At 68.6% G+C, this 14,247-nt stretch carries 18 protein-coding genes and 2 pseudogenes; 14 read left to right on the forward strand and 6 right to left on the reverse strand.

Features of this window, described 5'->3' with window-relative positions:
* The first annotated feature begins 63 nt into the window (after nucleotides 1-63).
* The 3 genes and pseudogenes from AC5P09_RS45545 (at nucleotide 64) to AC5P09_RS45555 (ending at nucleotide 1,317) form a co-directional block, all read left to right on the forward strand.
* The gene (locus AC5P09_RS45545) at nucleotides 64-669 is read left to right on the forward strand and encodes a TetR/AcrR family transcriptional regulator (protein WP_493879569.1); all 606 of its coding nucleotides are present in this window, start codon (nucleotides 64-66) and stop codon (nucleotides 667-669) included.
* A 58-nt stretch (nucleotides 670-727) separates the two neighbouring features.
* Nucleotides 728-928, forward strand: a pseudogene (locus AC5P09_RS45550) (ArsR/SmtB family transcription factor); the annotation flags it as partial.
* Nucleotides 925-1,317, forward strand: coding sequence for a VOC family protein (locus tag AC5P09_RS45555; RefSeq protein WP_493879570.1), 393 nt, complete (start codon nucleotides 925-927; stop codon nucleotides 1,315-1,317). The pseudogene AC5P09_RS45550 and the gene AC5P09_RS45555, both read left to right, overlap by 4 nt.
* A gap of 78 nt (nucleotides 1,318-1,395) precedes the next feature.
* Here AC5P09_RS45555 and AC5P09_RS45560 read toward each other — a convergent pair whose 3' ends face one another.
* The gene (locus tag AC5P09_RS45560; protein WP_493879571.1) at nucleotides 1,396-2,004 is read right to left on the reverse strand and encodes a hypothetical protein; all 609 of its coding nucleotides are present in this window, start codon (nucleotides 2,002-2,004) and stop codon (nucleotides 1,396-1,398) included.
* Nucleotides 2,005-2,248: 244 nt separating this feature from the next.
* Here AC5P09_RS45560 and AC5P09_RS45565 point away from each other — a divergent pair, with 244 nt between their 5' ends.
* Both AC5P09_RS45565 and AC5P09_RS45570 read left to right on the forward strand, forming a co-directional pair.
* Nucleotides 2,249-3,409 carry a sensor histidine kinase gene (locus AC5P09_RS45565; protein WP_493879572.1) on the forward strand — a complete coding sequence of 387 codons (1,161 nt, stop codon included), beginning with the start codon at nucleotides 2,249-2,251 and terminating at the stop codon, nucleotides 3,407-3,409.
* 1 nt (nucleotide 3,410) lies between these two features.
* Nucleotides 3,411-4,100 (forward strand): response regulator, encoded by a 690-nt coding sequence (locus AC5P09_RS45570; RefSeq protein ID WP_493879586.1) that lies wholly within the window; start codon nucleotides 3,411-3,413, stop codon nucleotides 4,098-4,100.
* A gap of 26 nt (nucleotides 4,101-4,126) precedes the next feature.
* On the opposite strand, the gene AC5P09_RS45575 is transcribed toward AC5P09_RS45570, so the two are convergent.
* The gene (locus tag AC5P09_RS45575) at nucleotides 4,127-4,498 is read right to left on the reverse strand and encodes a VOC family protein (protein WP_493879573.1); all 372 of its coding nucleotides are present in this window, start codon (nucleotides 4,496-4,498) and stop codon (nucleotides 4,127-4,129) included.
* Between the two features lie 51 nt (nucleotides 4,499-4,549).
* Between AC5P09_RS45575 and AC5P09_RS45580 the strand changes: the two are divergent.
* Nucleotides 4,550-4,749: pseudogene (locus tag AC5P09_RS45580) on the forward strand (IS5/IS1182 family transposase); the annotation flags it as partial.
* Between the two features lie 29 nt (nucleotides 4,750-4,778).
* Here the strand turns inward: AC5P09_RS45580 and AC5P09_RS45585 are convergent.
* Entirely contained in the window at nucleotides 4,779-5,141 is a 363-nt protein-coding gene (locus AC5P09_RS45585; RefSeq protein WP_493879574.1) for a hypothetical protein, read from the reverse strand.
* Nucleotides 5,142-5,287: 146 nt separating this feature from the next.
* Nucleotides 5,288-6,151: a LysR family transcriptional regulator gene (locus tag AC5P09_RS45590; RefSeq protein ID WP_493879575.1), complete on the reverse strand. Its 864-nt coding sequence runs from the start codon at nucleotides 6,149-6,151 to the stop codon at nucleotides 5,288-5,290.
* Between the two features lie 117 nt (nucleotides 6,152-6,268).
* On the opposite strand from AC5P09_RS45590, the gene AC5P09_RS45595 reads away from it, so the two are divergent.
* Nucleotides 6,269-6,928 (forward strand): dihydrofolate reductase family protein, encoded by a 660-nt coding sequence (locus AC5P09_RS45595; RefSeq protein ID WP_493879576.1) that lies wholly within the window; start codon nucleotides 6,269-6,271, stop codon nucleotides 6,926-6,928.
* A 94-nt stretch (nucleotides 6,929-7,022) separates the two neighbouring features.
* On the opposite strand, the gene AC5P09_RS45600 is transcribed toward AC5P09_RS45595, so the two are convergent.
* Nucleotides 7,023-7,145: a hypothetical protein gene (locus AC5P09_RS45600; protein WP_493879577.1), complete on the reverse strand. Its 123-nt coding sequence runs from the start codon at nucleotides 7,143-7,145 to the stop codon at nucleotides 7,023-7,025.
* A gap of 336 nt (nucleotides 7,146-7,481) precedes the next feature.
* Between AC5P09_RS45600 and AC5P09_RS45605 the strand changes: the two genes are divergently transcribed.
* From AC5P09_RS45605 to AC5P09_RS45615, 3 genes are all read left to right on the forward strand, one after another.
* Nucleotides 7,482-9,167 (forward strand): ribonuclease J, encoded by a 1,686-nt coding sequence (locus AC5P09_RS45605; RefSeq protein WP_493879578.1) that lies wholly within the window; start codon nucleotides 7,482-7,484, stop codon nucleotides 9,165-9,167.
* 112 nt (nucleotides 9,168-9,279) lie between these two features.
* Nucleotides 9,280-10,008 carry a polyamine aminopropyltransferase gene (locus AC5P09_RS45610; protein ID WP_493879579.1) on the forward strand — a complete coding sequence of 243 codons (729 nt, stop codon included), beginning with the start codon at nucleotides 9,280-9,282 and terminating at the stop codon, nucleotides 10,006-10,008.
* 380 nt (nucleotides 10,009-10,388) lie between these two features.
* A complete protein-coding gene (locus AC5P09_RS45615; protein WP_493879580.1) occupies nucleotides 10,389-11,036 on the forward strand; it encodes an Lsr2 family DNA-binding protein in 648 nt (215 codons plus the stop codon).
* A 459-nt stretch (nucleotides 11,037-11,495) separates the two neighbouring features.
* Here the strand turns inward: AC5P09_RS45615 and AC5P09_RS45620 are convergent, their stop codons facing one another.
* Nucleotides 11,496-11,975, reverse strand: a complete 480-nt coding sequence (locus tag AC5P09_RS45620) for a MarR family winged helix-turn-helix transcriptional regulator (protein ID WP_493879581.1) — start codon at nucleotides 11,973-11,975, stop codon at nucleotides 11,496-11,498.
* Nucleotides 11,976-12,042: 67 nt separating this feature from the next.
* On the opposite strand from AC5P09_RS45620, the gene AC5P09_RS45625 reads away from it, so the two are divergent.
* The 4 genes from AC5P09_RS45625 to AC5P09_RS45640 form a co-directional block, all read left to right on the forward strand.
* The gene (locus AC5P09_RS45625; protein WP_493879582.1) at nucleotides 12,043-12,882 is read left to right on the forward strand and encodes an alpha/beta fold hydrolase; all 840 of its coding nucleotides are present in this window, start codon (nucleotides 12,043-12,045) and stop codon (nucleotides 12,880-12,882) included.
* 126 nt (nucleotides 12,883-13,008) lie between these two features.
* Nucleotides 13,009-13,530, forward strand: a complete 522-nt coding sequence (locus tag AC5P09_RS45630; RefSeq protein WP_493879583.1) for a DUF2199 domain-containing protein — start codon at nucleotides 13,009-13,011, stop codon at nucleotides 13,528-13,530.
* Nucleotides 13,531-13,674: 144 nt separating this feature from the next.
* Nucleotides 13,675-13,824, forward strand: coding sequence for a hypothetical protein (locus AC5P09_RS45635; RefSeq protein WP_493879584.1), 150 nt, complete (start codon nucleotides 13,675-13,677; stop codon nucleotides 13,822-13,824).
* A gap of 119 nt (nucleotides 13,825-13,943) precedes the next feature.
* Nucleotides 13,944-14,247, forward strand: a 304-nt coding sequence (locus tag AC5P09_RS45640; protein ID WP_493879585.1) for a helix-turn-helix domain-containing protein, incomplete at its 3' end; no start/stop codon positions are given.

Consider the following 14,247-nt stretch of genomic DNA (forward strand, 5'->3'; position numbering starts at 1 on the left):
CGGTACCATAAAGAGGTTCGCAGGGGCCGGACGCGAATCACCACCGACGGGCGGAGACATCCCATGCCGAAACGCGTGGACCACGAGGAACGGCGCACGCAGATCGCTGAGGCGCTCATCCGGGTCGCCGGACGGCGCGGACTGCACGCGGTTGGTATGCGCGACGTGGCAGTCGAGGCCGGAGTGTCACTCCGGCTCGTGCAGTACTACTTCCAGACGAAGGAGAAGCTGCTCTTCTATGGGCTGCAGCACCTGACGGACCGGTTCACTGCGCGGGTGGGTGCCCGCCTCGGCGCCGCCGGTCGGGATCCGGGCCTGCGCGCGACCATCGAGGCGGTGCTCCTGGCCTCTCTCCCGACCGACGAGGAGAGCCGCACCTTCCACCTCCTCTACAGCTCGTACGCGATCCTGTCCGTGACCGATGACGCGCTCGCCGCCCAACCCTTCATCGACAATCCCGACGCCGCCGAGGACACCATCACCAGCCTGCTCCAGCAAGCCCAGGACGCCGGTCTGGCGGGCCGCGACATCGACGCGCGCACGGAGGCGATCAGCCTCCTCGCCATGACGGCAGCCATGGGGACCAGCATCCTCGTAGGCCAGCGCGGGCCGAAGTCGGCCGTCGCGGTCCTCCACCATCACCTGGACCGCATCTTCGCGACCACCTGACGCCCCCGGCCACCCCATGACGGCCCCACAGCAAATCCTCCACCGACCGACGGCACCCCGCGCCAGCATGAAGCACCAGCTCGGCATCTCGCGCCAGGCGGTCTCCCAGCACCTCGCCGTGCTGGAGGCCGCCGGGCTCGTCGAGAACAGGCGGGAGGGCCGCTACAAGTTCCACGACCTGAACACGGCCCCGCTGCGGCAGATCGCCGAGCGGTGGCTCGTGCCCGACACGTCCGGACCGAAGGAGAGCACCCCATGAAGATCCATCTGACCAGCGTCTTCGTTGACGACCAGGCCAAGGCCGAGCACTTCTGCACCGAGATCCTCGGCTTCGTGAAGAAGTACGACGTCCCCGTCGGCGAGACGGACCGGTGGCTGACCGTCGTCTCGCCCGACGAGCCCGACGGCACCGAACTCCTCCTCGAGCCCGCCGGCCACCCGGCCGTCAAGCCCTACCGCGACGCGCTCGTCAACGACGGCATCCCACTCGCCCAGTTCGCCGTCGACGACGTGAAGGCGGAGTACCAGCGCCTGCGCGGCCTCGGCGTCCGCTTCACGCAGGAGCCCTTGGAGATGGGCCCCGTCACCACCGCCGTCTTCGACGACACCTGCGGCAACCTGATCCAGATCGCGACCAAGCCGCAGTAGGCGGTCGGTCGGGTACGGAGTTCGGGCGCGCCGGCGACTGGACCGCGCCCGGGACTCACGTCCGGTCCGAGATCCGTGTCACGCATGCCGACCCGAACCGACCGGGCTCTCCGCCGCCTTCGCGGGTTCGCCGGTCGCCGTCCGCCACAGCGCCGCCGACAGCCACATCAGGATGACGCCGACCAGGACGTGCAGCGCGATGGTCAGCAGGGAGTCGGGCAGCGAGGTCAGGAACGCGAACAGCGGGAGGACGGTGGCGTATCCCCCCGACGGGACCCTCGGCAGGATCCGGGCGCGGACCATGGCAGCCCCGAACAGGGCGCAGCCCACGGCGAAGACGGTCGCGGAGCCGATCAGTGCGGGGATCGTGGGTCCGGTGAGGGTCTCCTCGATCAGGGCGTCGTCGAAGTAGAAGAGCACCAGGTTCGAGGCGAACGCGGCCCCGCCGAACAGACCGAGCCCGACGAGGTTCACGGCGTGACCGATCTCCCCGAGGCGCCCGGCGGCCGGCCCCTGGCGCAGGTGCAGAGCGGCGAGCAGCGGCAGGGCGAGCGCGGGGGAGAGGGCGAACGGCACGCTGGTCGCGGAGGTCTCCCCGGTGAACGCCTCGACCAGCGCGGGCAGGGAGATCAGAAGACCGGACAGCAGGCCGCACAGGGCGCCGGCACGGAACGTGGACGAGGACATGAGCCGCTCCAGAGGGATGAGGCTGGCCACGGCAGTGGGCCAGGAGCGCCACCGTAGGGAGCGGCCGACAAGCCAGGGGAGATGAAGGACGACGGGTTTCGAAGGCCGTAAGTCACGGTCCTGCGGCGCGTGTTGTGCCGTTCGGCAGGTGCCGTCCGTCCCGAACCGGCCTGAGTTTCCCCGCGGGTGTCCCTCCGCCCTGATGCCCGGCCTACGCTGACGGCGACGGGTGAGAGGGGTGCGCATGGCGGCGTATGTGCCCGTGCGGTGGGTGGCACCGCTGCTGTACGGCGCGGTGCTCATCGGCAGTCTGTACTACGCGGTGGCAGGTCTGGGCGACGGCCCAGGGCCCCAGGTCTGGCGGATGCCGGCCTTCGTCGCCGTGATCGGAGCGCTGTTCGCCCTGGAAGCGGTCGGGCACCGGCGGTCCGCGGCCCGGGTGCCGCTGCTGCTGGCGCGCTGCGGGCTGATCGGCGCGGTGGTGTTCCTCGACGTCTCGGGGCTGTCCCAGGTGCTGTTCGTGCTGCTGCCGTTCACCGCCTACTTCGCCTTCGGGCGCACGACCGCGCTCGCGCTGAGTGCGCTCTGCCTGGCCGGGCTGCTCGTCGCGTACCTGCTGACCGCGCCCTGCTGGTATCGCGATCCGGAGCACGTGTCCGACCTGCTGATGCTCTGCGTCGGCCTGGTGCTGGCGGTCTCGATGGCCGCGGTGGCCGTCGGTGAGCAGCGTGCCCGGCGCGAACTGGAGGCGTATGCCGCCCAAGTCGCCGAACTGTCCGCCGCCACCGAGCGCAACCGGCTGGCCCGGGACATCCACGACAGCCTCGGGCACCATCTCACGGCGATGTCCGTGCAGTTGGAGATGGCCGAGGACTTCCGGGCCCTGGACCCCGACGCCGCCCAGCGGGCCCTGGCCGAGGCGAGGCGTTCGGTGCGGCTCGCGCTGGGCGACGTACGACAGTCCGTCCGCACGCTGCGCGACGAGGCGGCGCGTCCCGACCTGTCGGACGCGCTGGCCGCGCTGGCCCGGGACGGCGGCCCCCGGCCGCAGGTCACGGTTCAGGTCAGCGGCGACGAGGACGGCTACAGCACGGCCGAACTGACCGCGCTGCACCGGGCCGCACAGGAGGGCGTGACCAATGCGCGCCGTCACGCGGGGGCCTCATGGGTGAGGGTGGTGGTCCACCTGGCCGAGGACGCGGCACGGCTGGAGGTCACCGACGACGGATGCGGCTTCGCACCGGACTCGGCCGCCACCGGGTTCGGGCTGCTCGGGATGCGGGAGCGGGTGCACCTGGTGGAAGGGAGCGTGGACGTCGACAGCAGCCCGGGCACCGGAACCCGTCTTACAGTGACCGTGCCGCGCGGCAAGACGGGGCGGCCCGAGGAGAGGCGTGAGGCCTGACATGGACCAGCCGCCCGCATCGACCCCAGCCGTGCGCGTACTGGTCGTGGACGACCAGCGGCTCATCCGCGACGGCATCGCCTCCCTGCTCTCCATCCGCCCGGGCATCACCGTCGTCGGCACGGCCCCGGACGGCCGGGACGCCGTCGCGAAGACCCTGGAGCTGGGTCCGGACGTCGTCCTCATGGACGTACGGATGCCGGTGATGGACGGCGTCGAGGCGGTCGCCGTGCTGCGCGAGCGGGCGCCCCAGTGCCGGGTGGTGATGCTGACGACCTTCGACGACGAGGAGTACGTCGTCCAGGCGCTGCGGGCCGGTGCGCACGGGTACCTGCTCAAGGACCTGCCGGCCGAGGACCTCGCGCACGCGGTGCGTCTGGCGCACGCGGGTGTCACCCAGCTCGACTCGTCCGTCGCCCGGCGCCTCACCGACTCCCTGCCGCCCACCGGAACCGTCGCCGGACCTGCTGCCGGATCCGTTCCCGCGCAGGCTCCCGCCGTCGCGCTGAGTCCGCGAGAGATCGACATCCTGCGGCTCCTGGCGCATGGGCACACCAACCGGGAGATCGCCGCGCGGCTGTATCTGAGCGAGGGCACGGTCAAGAACCACGTCTCCCGGATCCTCCAGCGCCTCGCCCTGCGCGACCGCACCCAGGCCGCCCTGCGCGCCCGCGACCTCGGCCTGCTGTGAGAGGGCGCCCAAGGCCTGAACGCGTCCTAGCCGACGAGGGTTTCTTTCGGGCGGACCACGCAGAACTCGTTTCCCTCCGGATCGGCCAGCACGGTCCATGACTCGTTGCCGCTCTGCCCGACCTCCGCCCTGCGGGCGCCGAGTGCGAGGATGCGCTCGATCTCGGTCTCCCGGTCCTCCGCAGCGGACGTCAGATCGAGGTGCAGACGGTTCTTGACGACCTTACGGTCCGTCACCGGCATGAAGCAGATGCCCACCGGCGCGGTCTCGTCCGGCCCGATCACGACTTCCCGCTCCCGCTCGGACAGGATCCGCCAGCCCAGCACCTCGGCCCAGAACCGGGCCGGCGCGGGCAGGTCATGGGCGTCGATGACGATGTGATGCAACGAGACAGGCATGTCGGCCAGTGTGCCCGGTGACCACCCGGCCGGACCCTGCGCGATCCTGGACATCTCCGCCGGCGCGGCATAACGGCCGTCATCCCGCTGCCGGCCGACCAGCTCGGCCACCGTCTGCGGCGAGGCCGCGCGGGAGGCCGCCCGCCAGGCTTCGACGCCGACGCCGACGCATACCAGGCCTGGCCCTACGAACCGACAAGCTTGCCATCGCGCACAAGGCCGCACTCCACCTCACCGCCCTCTTCATCTGAGCCCGCCGATGACCGGGCCGATGCGGTGTCTACAGGCCCAGGCTTGTGGCGAAGGCCGAGAATGTGGGCGCTACGATCCGCCACTGGCAAAGCCGGGGGTTCGTCCAGAAGTCGCTGCCGACGACACGGGGATCTGACGGATCAGTGCGGTAGTCGAGTGCCAGGGCAACGTCATCACCAGGGTCGCGATTGACGGCAATGAGAACGGCCTGTTCCACGTCAAGCCAAGGCAGTGTGACCGGCGCGTCCGTCCTGCTGCCCCGCTTCTCGCGAAAGAGAGCGTAGGACGGATCGTCGGCGAACACGTCCATCGAGCGGGACTCCGACTCCATCCACTCCAGGCTCGTCAGAAAGGCAAGCGGGTCCTTGAACCACGGGATGAGCTGGGCCATCGTGGCATCGCCCGGGTGACACCAGAGTCCGCGGTCGACGAGCGATGTCAGTCGAGCGGGCAGGGCAAGTCCACGGACTCTCGAGTGCACCATGGCGCTCAGCCTCGCACGAGGCTCGCCGGCCTTGCCGCTCGCCGGACTGACTCCTACCGGGCGGAGTCCTGGATGGCTTGTATCAGCGCCTTGGTGGCGGGTGGGTCGGGCGGATCGCCGAAGGTGACGGTGTAGATCTGGCGGGGGAAGCCGGGTATCTCGGTGGTGTGGACGTCGGGCAGGCGGTGGGCTCGGAGCGCGAGTCCGGGCAGGGTGGTGACACCGATGCCGGCGGCGACGAGGGCCTGTACGACGACCATGTCGTCGCAGACGGACTCGATGCGTGGGGTGAAGCCATGGTGTCGGCAGACGGCGGTCAGCTCGCCCTGGCACTGTTCGCAACCGCCGATCCAGGCGGAGTGGCGATGGTTGGCGATGCTGTCGTCGGGGCGCCGGCTCACCAGGTAGATCGGGTCGTCGGCGACGTGGACCATGCGGAATCCATCGTCCTCCAGCGGAGCGTGCGCGTACCGGAACACGAGTGCGACGTCGATCTCGCCGTGCCGCAGCATCTGTAGCGCTTCGACGGGATGGCTGTCGATCACGCTCAGCTTGAGGCCCGGATACGCCTCGGTCAGCGTGGCGGCTGCCTTCGGCACGATCGTGCTCAGTACGGACGCGTTGGCGGCGAGGCGAACCCGCCCCGTCCGCAGACCGACCTGCGCGGCCAGCTCGTTGGTTGCCGCGTCCACCCGTCCCATGATCTCGGTGGCCCGGTTGGCCAGCAGCTCGCCCTCCGGGGCCAGGCGGATCCCACGACCCACCCGCTGGACGAGCTTGACTCCGGTGGCCGCTTCCATACGCGACAGGTGATGACTCACCGACGGCTGCGAGTAGTGCAGCTCCCTCGCCGCTTCGGTCACGGACCCGTGTCGCGCCACCGCGGCCAGCACCTTGAGATGGACCAGGTTCAGCACAGATCAAGGACATCTATGTGCTCTTCGGGGGATTGGCATTAGACGTCATCTACGGATCGGTCCATGCTCTTTTGGTGAGGGTGCCGGGCGGGGTGCCGAGCCGACTGAGGAGGCACGATGAGCAAGCTCAGGTGTCACATCTCGATCTCGCTGGACGGTTACGTCGCCGGCCCGAACCAGAGTGAGGAGAACCCGCTCGGCGAGGGCGGCGAGCGGCTCCACGACTGGGTGGTTCCGCTGGCCGCCTGGCGCCGATCCCACGGCGAGCAGGGGGGCGAGGTGAACCCGAGCACGCCGGTGTTCGAGGAGGCGCTCGCGAACATCGGCGCCGGGGTGATGGGCAGGAACATGTTCGGCCCCGTCCGCGGTGGTGCCTGGGGCGACGAGCAGTGGACGGGCTGGTGGGGTGACAACCCGCCCTACCACTACCCCGTGTTCATCCTCACCCATCACTCACGTGGCCCGGTGGAGATGGAGGGAGGTACCACGTTCCACTTCGTCACCGACGGAATCGAGTCCGCGCTCGAGCAGGCGAAGAAGGCCGCCGGCGGCAAGGACGTCATGCTGTGGGGCGGCGGCCAGGTCGCTCAGCAGTATCTGGCAGCGGGACTGCTGGACGAGCTCGAACTGCACGTCGTTCCGGTGTTGCTCGGTGGCGGATCACGCCTCCTCGACAACCTCGGGAACGCGAATGTGCGACTCGAGCAGGTCCGGGCCGTCGAGGCGCCCGGCGTCACCCACCTCAAGTACCGGGTCTTGCCGGGTTCTCCATCCTGACCAGGTCGCGGGCCACGGATTCGAGGTCTATGGGGCCGTCGGCCTCGGGCAGGCATCCACAGGGGCACGCCGTAGTGGCTGAAGACGGGGAAGGTCAGGCCGCGCGCTGGTTGCCGTTGAAGGCGCGCTGCGGTTCGCCGATCAGGACGAAGCCGTCGGACTTCTGCCCGGAGGAGCTGCGGAACCTGCTGGAGATCACCGACCGAATCGCGGCCACCGGCGATCCGCCGGCCTGGCGGCGAGCCGGAGCGGGCCTTAGCCTCCACCCTGTGCCACCGCCTGCAGACGGGCGTCCGGCCCGGTGTCTGGCCGGCATCCAGCGGCGACGGAACGTACGAGGCGGCATTGCTGTCGGCCACGGCTCCCTGGCCATCTTCCTGGGGAAGTGGCGGAGTGAGTGCTCACTCCCCGGTCGACGAGGTACATCACGTACACGGTGGCCGTGTGGGCCAGGTGATCCAGGGCACTCGCAAGGGCGTGAGACCAGACGTCTAGACGAAGAGACCGCGCAGGCAATGGATCATCCTTTCTCACTCTCCGGTAACGTCGCGGTATGAGCCATCCGCATCCAGAGCTGCAAGCCGCCCCGCCACTGCCCGACGGAGGTCTGCGGGTCGTCGCCCTCGGCGGCCTCGGTGAGATCGGCCGCAACATGACCGTCTTCGAGCACGCCGGCAAGCTGCTCATCGTCGACTGCGGCGTACTGTTCCCCGAGGAGACCCAGCCCGGCGTGGATGTGATCCTGCCGGACTTCACCTCGATCCGGGATCGCCTCGACGACATCGTGGCCGTGGTGCTCACCCACGGCCACGAGGACCACATCGGGGGCGTGCCGTATCTGTTGCGCGAGCGTCGGGACATTCCTGTCGTCGGCTCGAAGCTGACGCTGGCGTTCCTGGAGGCCAAGCTCAAGGAGCACGGCATCCGGCCCCGAACGGTGCGGGTGCGTGAGGGCGACCGGCGCGCGTTCGGGCCCTTCGACTGCGAGTTCGTCGCGGTCAACCACTCCATCCCGGACGCTCTGGCGGTCGCGATCCGTACCAGCGCCGGGATGGTCCTGCACACCGGCGACTTCAAGATGGACCAGTTTCCGCTGGACGACCGCATCACCGACCTGCGCGCCTTCGCCCGCCTCGGCGAGGAGGGCGTCGACCTGTTCCTCACCGACTCCACCAACGCCGAAGTGCCCGGCTTCACCGTCTCCGAGCGCGAGTTGAACCCCGCGATCGAGCAGGTCCTGCGCACCGCACCACGTCGGGTGATCGTCTCCAGCTTCGCCAGCCATGTGCACCGCATCCAGCAGGTCCTGGACGCCGCCCACCAGCACGGCCGAAAGGTCGCCTTCGTGGGCCGCTCCATGGTCCGCAACATGGGCATCGCCCGCGACCTGGGCTATCTGAAGGTTCCGCGCGGCCTTGTGGTCAGCATGAAGGAGCTGGAGAAGCTCCCCGACCACAAGATCACCCTGGTGTGCACGGGATCCCAGGGCGAGCCGATGGCCGCTCTGTCGCGGATGGCCAACCGCGACCACGTGATCCGGATCGGCAAGGGCGACACCGTCCTGCTCGCCAGCTCCCTGATCCCCGGCAATGAGAACGCCATCTACCGGGTGATCAACGGGCTGACCCGGTGGGGCGCCCATGTCGTCCACAAGGGCAATGCCAAGGTGCATGTCTCCGGGCACGCCAGTGCCGGTGAGCTCGTCTACTGTTACAACATCGTCAAGCCCCGCAATGTCATGCCGGTACACGGCGAATGGCGTCACCTGCGGGCCAACGCCGATCTGGCCATCCGTACCGGCGTCGATCCCGAGAACGTGGTGATCGCCGAGGACGGTGTCGTCGTCGACCTCGTCGACGGGCGCGCGTCGATCACCGGCAAGGTGCCCGCGGGCAACGTCTACGTGGACGGAATGGAAGTCGGCGGCGCCACCGAGGCCTCCCTCAAGGACCGCCTCACCCTCTCGGAGGAAGGCGTGGTCACGGTGGTGGCGATCGTCGACGCCGACACCGGCGCCCTCGCCGAGACCCCCGACTTCCTGGCCCGCGGATTCGTCCACGACGACACCACCTTCGAACCGGTCATTCCGGTGATCGAGAAGACGCTGGCCACCGCGGCCGAGGAGGGCGTCGGCGACGCGCACCAGCTCGAACAGCTCATCGCCCGCGCCGTGGCGAACTGGGCGTTCCGCACCTACCGCCGCAAGCCCCTCATCATCCCCGTCATCATCGACGCCTGACATTTCCCTGACTGCCACTTCCCTGTCCGGCCGACGGCAGGGAAGTGCACAGCGCTGAGCTCGCAGAGCAGGGCCCCGGCGTACGCATCGTCGGCATCAGAAAGGTGAACGGATGAGCGCGCGTTTCGAGGAGATCGACTGGCGCCCGACGGCGATGGGCGACATCAGTCTGCGGCGCCGACGGGACCCGGCATCGGGCGACGATGTGTACGAAGTGAAGCTCGGGGACGAGTTCTTGATGTCCAGCCTCTTCACGGCGGGCGAGATCGCCCTGACCCGGCTCGGCCTGGCGAAACTGCCGCACTCCGAACTCGACGTCGTGGTGGGCGGGCTCGGCCTCGGCTACACCGCCCAGGCCGCCCTGGGCGACCCACGTGTCCGCTCCCTGGTCGTCATCGACGCACTCGGCGAGGTCATCGACTGGCATCAGCGGCGGCTGGTCCCGCTGGGCGCCTCCCTGGCGTCGGATCCCCGCTGCCGCCTGGTCCAGGGTGACTTCTTCGCGATGGTCGAAGATGCCTGCGGTCTGGATCCCCGTGAGCCGGGCCGCCGCTTCCACGCCATCCTGCTGGACGTGGACCATTCGCCACGGCATGTGCTGCACCCACGTCACGCGACGCTCTACCAGCCCGCCGGCATGCGCGCCCTCGCCGCCCGTCTCCAGCCCGATGGCGTCTTCGCCCTCTGGTCGAACGATCCGCCGGACGAACAGTTCAACTCCGTCCTCGCAGATGTCTTCTCGGAATCGGAAGCTCACGTCGTCGACTTCAGCAACCCACTGCAAGGAGGAACCGCGGCCAACACCGTCTACGTGGCGCGGAAAGCCGCCGACGTCAACTGAGCCAGGTCTGACGCCGGTCGTCACACAGCCGCCTCGCCAGGCCGAGTCCGCTGACCGCCTTTCCCGACCTGCAGAGATCACACAGCGGCTCGGGGGCCGAGGCAACCGGCGCACCACGGGAGGGCGCGCTGGTGGGTGTGGCTGAGCGCCGTAGCCGGCCCGCAGCAGCACGGGGCCCTGACAGCATTCGGTGGCAGTGGCCCCGCGTACGGTCTGCCCATGGATGATCAGCGGTCGCCTCTGCCTCCGATAAACAGCTTCACCACCAGCAACGCGTGCGGGCGTACTCCGTATGCGCCCGCATGCGACGGAGCTGGAGATCGCACGTGAGTGGAACGCCGACGCACGAGGCGGGAGACGTACGACAGGCGTGGGGCCGCGTGACCGCGTGGCTCGAGCAGCACGACCCTGGCGTCTTCGCTTTCCTCGGCGGACCGGGGAGCTCAACGGCCATCAGCGAAGCCGAAACGCGCATGGGCCTCACATTGCCACCGGCGATGCGGCAGTGGCTTTTGGCGAACGGCCTCGATGCCGGCAGGGAACCTGATGTCCGATCGTGTCTGGTGGCGCTGGGGTGCCAGGGGGTCCTGCCCAGCGGTGGACTCCTTCTTGGTCTCACGGACATCGAGCGTGTCTACCTCCACCAGGTGGCCATGGAGGAGATGGCGCCGTCGGGAGACCCTGACTGCCCGTCCTGGCGCCGGGAGTGGGTGCCGATCTCCGCGGAAAGAGACGGCTTCTACGGGAAGTTCCTGAACACACGCACCGGGAGCGTCGGATCTTGGAGCGAAGGGTCCCTCCCCAACGACCGCGAATACACCTCACTGTTCGCCTTCTTCCACGATGTAGCGGACCAGTTGGAAGGGGTCTCCCCGGGCAACACAGGCGTGGCCGCCGGGCGTCGTATGCCCGATCGCAGTCCGGAGGACGAGGCGATACGCCTCTGGGCCCGCGCGAACGGCTACCTCGTCAATGACCACGGGCGTATCCCGAAAAGTATCCGCGATGCGTACGAAGCATCACTGTGAGCGCCGTTGATGCCGCACTCGACCGTGTGCCGGGCCTTGTAGCCGTCACGGTCAAGGTTGGAGGCCGCCCGCCGGCCGTTCCCCGGCGTCTGCGGTGGCCGACCTGATCAGTGGAGGCCTTGTCGCCCCGGACCCGCAGGGGACGGACGCGGGGCCGGGCCTGGGGACCTGGGCAACACCCTTGCCCAGCCCCCGTCGCACTGCCAGCGGCCTGCCAGCGGCGGAAGAACCCCACAGACCGTTTGCCAAGGGGCCGTATTCCGTTGGCAGGTCCCGCCACGCGGCACCGGTCCGCACCCGCCGGCGAATCCCGTCGCTAAGCTCCCCTCGCCCCTGTGCGCCTCAGCGGGCGACAAACACACAGCCCTGAAGGTCAGGGACTATCGACTGAGCAGCGGCTTGACCTCGCCATCACGAGATCGCTGACCGGACCTCCCGCGCTATCCCGTTCAACTCGATTCACCGCCCGGTGGCGTTCTCCTGCTGGGCCTGTCGTCCTGCGGCAACGACGTCGTGCATCTCCACCAGGAAGCGCCGCACTGTGGTCAGCTCCGCATCGTCGAAGGAACGCATGGCCACGACCATGCTGTTGATCAGTGGTCCGAAGAACGACCAGCCCAGGGCGACGGCCTTGTCCTCCACCGACAGCAGGACCCGGCGGCGGTCGCGGGTGTCGCGTTCGCGGCGGACGAGGCCCAGCCGCTCCAGTCGGTCGACCAGGGCGGTGGTGGAGGCCGAGTTCAGCCCCAGCCCGCTCCCGAGCCGACCTGGTGTGGCGATGACGCCCGCACGACCGGCGTCCAGCAGGTGGATCAGTGCGCGTACGTCCGTGGGATGCAGCCCGTTGTCGTCGGCGAACTCGGCGCCGAAGAGGTCGAGTTCGACCGTGATGGCCCGTAGCAGATGGACCAGCCGGAGTGCGGGGTCCTCGTCATCCATCGTTGCCTCCGCGCTATTGTCTCGATGGTCGAGAGAGTTGATGGTCGAATGATTCCACGGAGGAGCCATGGATGGTGAAGCGGCCTTCTACGCGGCGTACGACGCCGTACTGCGCCGGTGGCCGGCGGATGTCCGAAGCATGGATGTGCCCTCCGCCTACGGCACCACACGGGTCCATCTCTGCGGCCCACAGGACGGCACCGCACTCCTCCTGCTTCCCGGCGGCGGAACCACCTCGGCGGCATGGTTCGCCAACATCGAAGCCCTCAGCCGCTCCCATCGGGTGTACGCAGTCGACCTGATGGGAGACATCGGGCGCAGCGTCCACAACGGGACGCCACTGGGCGGCGCCGCAGACCTGATGACGTGGCTGGACGCGCTGTGCGAGGCGTTGCAGCTCGACGCCGCCCAGGTATGCGGCCACTCCTACGGCGCGTGGATCGCGCTGAACTACGCACTGCACGCGCCCCACCGCGTCAGCAGGCTCGCACTGCTCGATCCCCCCAACTGTTTCGCCGGCATGAGCCCTCGCTACCTGCTGCGCGCAGCCCCCATGCTTTTGAGGCGCACCGTGAAGCGTCAACGCGCCTTTCTTCTCTGGGAGTCCGGGCATACTCCCCAAGACCCCTTGTGGCGGGACTTCTTGGACACCACCGTTTCCGCCCGCCGGTCGAAGGTCGTCGCGATGCGACGGCCCAGGGCGCAGGACCTGCGGGCCTGTGCCGTCCCGACCCTGGTGCTGTTGGCCGAGCACAGCCGGGCACACGACGTGCGGGACGTCACCGCGGGCGCCCGCCGGCTCCTGCCGAACGCAGCCGTCACCGCGCTGCCGGGTGCCACCCACCACTCCATGCCGACCGAGCGGCCGACCGAACTCAACCGCCTGCTGTCAGAGTTCCTGGCCTGACCACTCGCAACAGTGCCCGACCACTGCCTGAAACGACAACGAACTCGCGAGGGGGGCGCCTGCCGGCAGGCTCGGCTTGCCTTCCCCCTCCGGGCGGCAGCGCAGTACATCGTCAGGCTCCCGGTCATGACCAACGATCTCGGCTTCACCTGCTCATGTTGCGGCGAATACCACGCAGAACTCCCGATGGGGTTCTCCACCATGGCCCCCGACGTCTGGTCCGAGAGCTTTGCGGACGACTCCGCCAGCATGCTCTCCTCCGACCAGTGCATCATCAAGGGTGAACACTTCTTCGTCAAAGGCCTGATCGAGATACCCGTGGCCGACAGCGATGAGGCGTTCTCCTGGGGTGTCTGGGTCTCCCTCAGTCGGGACAGCTTCGCGCGTGCCCTGGACATGTGGGAGACGCCCGGCCGGGAAGCCGAACCCCTCTATTTCGGTTGGCTGACCACCGAGTTGGGGCTCTACTCACCCAGCACCACCAACCTGAAGACACACGCCCACACTCGTCCCGTCGGCCGACGTCCGCTCATCGAGCTGGAGCCCACCGATCACCCCCTAGCGGTCGAACAGCGGACCGGCATCACCATGGACCGGGTCCGGGAGACCGCCGAGGCAGTCCTCCATCCCAAGCACAGCAACGCCTGACCCGGCGTCGGGCCCACCACTCAGTCAGAAGCCACAACATCGATGATCGTTCTCACGGAATGTGTGCCTGATCCGAGTCCCTGATCCGAGTTCGGGTCACACTTGGCAGTCGGACGCCACTCCACGGCTTGTCATACTTTTCATATGGAGACGCAAGCCATGGAGGACGCGCGACGTTGGCTCGCCGAGCGGGGCGTTGTCGAGGTCGGTGACGGGTGGGTCGGCGTCGAGGGGCCGGAGCGGCCCCTTACCGCGAACGAGATCGCGCACTCCTGGGCCGGTGGGCATCGGTGAACACCTTGTGCCGGAATCTGGTCACGAAGACCAAGTGGACGTGCATCACGAAAGCATAGTGACGACCAGTTCTGATCTCCTGCATTTCACCCATAACCCATTTTTGTAGGGTGATGGTCATGCAGCTCCGGTACTCCTTCAGGTTGTACCCGGACACCGGCAAGCAAAGGGCGTTGGCGAGGGCGTTCGGGTGCGCCCGGGTCGTGTTCAACGACGCGGTCCGCGCCCGTGAAGACGCCCGCAAGGCCGAGCAGCCGTTCCCCAAGGCCGCCGAGCTGTCGAAGAGGCTGATTATGACCCGCAATTTCTTCGCCTCCCTCAAGGGCACCCGCATGGGGCCCAAGACCGGCCCGCCCCGCTTCAAGTCCCGCAAGGACAAGCGGCAGTCGATCCGGTTCACCGCCAACGCCCGCTGGAACATCA

Source organism: Streptomyces sp. a15 (genome assembly GCF_059026085.1).

What these genes read in the sequence shown, in the direction of transcription:
- AC5P09_RS45545 (WP_493879569.1), top strand. Translation starts at nt 64, where the DNA reads ATGCCGAAACGCGTGGACCACGAGGAACGGCGCACGCAGATCGCTGAG.
- AC5P09_RS45555 (WP_493879570.1), top strand. Translation starts at nt 925, where the DNA reads ATGAAGATCCATCTGACCAGCGTCTTCGTTGACGACCAGGCCAAGGCC.
- AC5P09_RS45560 (WP_493879571.1), bottom strand. Translation starts at nt 2,004, where the DNA reads ATGTCCTCGTCCACGTTCCGTGCCGGCGCCCTGTGCGGCCTGCTGTCC.
- AC5P09_RS45565 (WP_493879572.1), top strand. Translation starts at nt 2,249, where the DNA reads ATGGCGGCGTATGTGCCCGTGCGGTGGGTGGCACCGCTGCTGTACGGC.
- AC5P09_RS45570 (WP_493879586.1), top strand. Translation starts at nt 3,411, where the DNA reads ATGGACCAGCCGCCCGCATCGACCCCAGCCGTGCGCGTACTGGTCGTG.
- AC5P09_RS45575 (WP_493879573.1), bottom strand. Translation starts at nt 4,498, where the DNA reads ATGCCTGTCTCGTTGCATCACATCGTCATCGACGCCCATGACCTGCCC.
- AC5P09_RS45585 (WP_493879574.1), bottom strand. Translation starts at nt 5,141, where the DNA reads ATGGCCCAGCTCATCCCGTGGTTCAAGGACCCGCTTGCCTTTCTGACG.
- AC5P09_RS45595 (WP_493879576.1), top strand. Translation starts at nt 6,269, where the DNA reads ATGAGCAAGCTCAGGTGTCACATCTCGATCTCGCTGGACGGTTACGTC.
- AC5P09_RS45605 (WP_493879578.1), top strand. Translation starts at nt 7,482, where the DNA reads ATGAGCCATCCGCATCCAGAGCTGCAAGCCGCCCCGCCACTGCCCGAC.
- AC5P09_RS45610 (WP_493879579.1), top strand. Translation starts at nt 9,280, where the DNA reads ATGAGCGCGCGTTTCGAGGAGATCGACTGGCGCCCGACGGCGATGGGC.
- AC5P09_RS45620 (WP_493879581.1), bottom strand. Translation starts at nt 11,975, where the DNA reads ATGGATGACGAGGACCCCGCACTCCGGCTGGTCCATCTGCTACGGGCC.
- AC5P09_RS45625 (WP_493879582.1), top strand. Translation starts at nt 12,043, where the DNA reads ATGGATGGTGAAGCGGCCTTCTACGCGGCGTACGACGCCGTACTGCGC.
- AC5P09_RS45630 (WP_493879583.1), top strand. Translation starts at nt 13,009, where the DNA reads ATGACCAACGATCTCGGCTTCACCTGCTCATGTTGCGGCGAATACCAC.
- AC5P09_RS45635 (WP_493879584.1), top strand. Translation starts at nt 13,675, where the DNA reads ATGGAGACGCAAGCCATGGAGGACGCGCGACGTTGGCTCGCCGAGCGG.